Here is a 2,250-nt window from a genome sequence, read left to right as displayed (position 1 = left end):
GGCAGAGGTGATGCCTCGGTTTTTTTCCAATAGGGAGGCAATAGTTCTTTAAGTTGATTGATAGGCTGATCAGGCAATCTCTGTAACACATCTTGTAAATAGTCATTGGGATTGATGTCTTGCAGTTTACAGCTGCCAAGCAGGCTGTAAACCATAGCCGCCCTTTGTGCCCCGGCATGGGAGCCAGCAAACAGATAATTTTTCCGGCCTAAAGCCACTGGCCGGATGGAGTTCTCCACCGGATTGTTGTCAATTTCTAGTCTGCCATCTTCTAAGTAGAGATAGATTTTATTATAGCGGGCTACTAAATAATGAATGGCTTTGCCAATAGCACTTTTGGGAAGTACTTTACTATGTTCTTCCACCAGCCACTCTCCAAGCAGATCTATCACCGGACGGGCTTTTCGTTGGCGCAGCAGATAGCGATCCTCTGCAGAGAGGTTATTCTCCCGGGCTTCTCTTTCTACTGCATACAGGACTTGCATCCAGAGCAGTACCTTCTCTGCCCTAGCTTTATCATTATCCAAGGCATGTTCAAAATACCTGCGGGCATGAGCCATACAGCCCACTAACACCATATCTTCTCTTGCCTCAAACTGATCATAGGCTGCGTAGCCATCTGTTTGCAGATAGCCTTTGTAGTTTTTCAAAAGTTTAGCCGGGCCATCTTTGCCTCTGCCTGGTTGATAATCAAACAGTACCAGCCTTTGCTCAGGTGAGTAATATACCCAATGGTAGCCTTGGTGGGTGTCTGCCTTCTTTTGCTTATCTAAGACAGCGATAGGTGTCTCATCTGCCTGCAGGTAAGTAGCAGAAAGAAGATATAATCGTAAAGCCTGATAGAGTGGCTCCAGTAAGGAACAAGCTCCTTCAAACCAGCCATCCAAGGTGGAGGCCGGGATTTTCATGCCCAACTGCTCATAGCGTTGTGCCTGCCGGTAGAAAGGCAGATGATAGACAAACTTATCGGTGATCAGTTGGGAGAGCAGACCTGCACCAGGCATACCTTTTTCTATGGGGCGTGTGGGTAAAGAAGCGATATGGAAAGTCTCTTCCTTGCTTACATAACGGGGACGGATGTAGCGGCGGACAAACAGGGAAGCCGGTTTTAAATCTAACTCCTCGGTGATTTCTTCGCCGATTTTACGCATGCCACTTACATCTTCCTTGGGCTCTAGAATAACATCTACTCGAGGCAGATGTGTAGGAAAACCTCCACGAATGGCTTTTTTAGCTATTTGTTTGACGGCCCGCTCATAACTGATGGTCTGCTTGACAACTACGGCCGGCTCACCATTCGCCGAAGCTAATTCCAAGCTGAGTTGTCTATCATCAACTTGCGGCACAAAACGTTCCCTTTTACTACCAAAGATAAGCCGTTTGAGTTCTTTGATTTCTTCCCGCAATTGCTCATTCTCCTCTAATAAGGCTTGTTGTTGGACAGTAGATAACAGGGGCGTAGCAGACATATCAATCCTACTTGATCTCTACAAGATAAATCTTGCTGCTGTAGTTGTCAAGCAGGTGTAGCTGTTTTTTCTGCAGGACCCCCATAGCGTTTATGCCTTTGTTTGACCTCCACTTCCACGCCTTCTATCAATAAACATAACTCGCTGTAAGATAAACTACACTGCCCGCTTTTGGGCAAATGGAAAGTGCCCTTTTCCAAACGCTTATAATATAAAACAAAGCCTGCTCTCTCCCACACTAGTAGTTTAATCTTGTCTCTGCTTTTACCTATGAAAATATACACATCCCCTGACAATACATCTTTACCCATATCTGTAGAAACAATTCCACTTAAGGCATCGAATGACTTACGCATATCTACTGCCTGCCCATATAGAAAGAATCTTTGCCAGGCCGTTAACGCGAACATGAAGTGAGTAACTCGTGTAGGTAACTTATCGGAATCAGGGAGGAAAAACGGATGATTGTTCCGGAAGGTAAAGCCACTTCCATAGGGCTTACAGTGGCTTGGGGAGTGGGTAATTGAATAAATCCTGTGCTTGTAGCAGCTGTGGGTTGAGTTGATCCATGCACCTTCCGGTACCTACTCACCCAATAGGGCATAATATGGAGCGCAAATCCATGTCTTTGACCAAACTCTTTTTGGCTGATGCCGCTTGCAAGCCACTCTGCTACCAGCGGAAACATTTCTTTTTCGGTTCTGATTTGTGTCATCGTTTTTTCTCCTAAAGTTAGGAGCACTGCTCATCACAAATCAAGGCTACTCTACCGGACGGATAC

The 2,250-nt window shown here is 45.7% G+C and carries 3 protein-coding genes; all 3 read right to left on the bottom strand.

The features are described 5' to 3' along the window. The coding region (gene tnpC, locus Q0590_RS37080; protein WP_302042737.1) for an IS66 family transposase at positions 1-1,469 on the bottom strand (1,469 nt) is incomplete at its 3' end. 47 nt (positions 1,470-1,516) lie between these two features. Beyond that, complete coding sequence (gene tnpB / locus Q0590_RS37075; RefSeq protein ID WP_302042736.1) at positions 1,517-1,879, bottom strand: IS66 family insertion sequence element accessory protein TnpB; 363 nt, start codon at positions 1,877-1,879, stop codon at positions 1,517-1,519. Further along, positions 1,867-2,184: an IS66 family insertion sequence element accessory protein TnpA gene (tnpA, locus tag Q0590_RS37070; protein WP_302042735.1), complete on the bottom strand. Its 318-nt coding sequence runs from the start codon at positions 2,182-2,184 to the stop codon at positions 1,867-1,869. The genes tnpB and tnpA overlap by 13 nt, the downstream gene beginning before the upstream one ends. Positions 2,185-2,250 lie beyond the last annotated feature (66 nt).

Source organism: Rhodocytophaga aerolata (assembly GCF_030503435.1).
Taxonomy (GTDB): Bacteria; Bacteroidota; Bacteroidia; order Cytophagales; family 172606-1; genus Rhodocytophaga; species Rhodocytophaga aerolata.
Note: the sequence above shows the minus strand (reverse complement) of the source record. Positions and strands in the feature narration are given on the sequence as shown.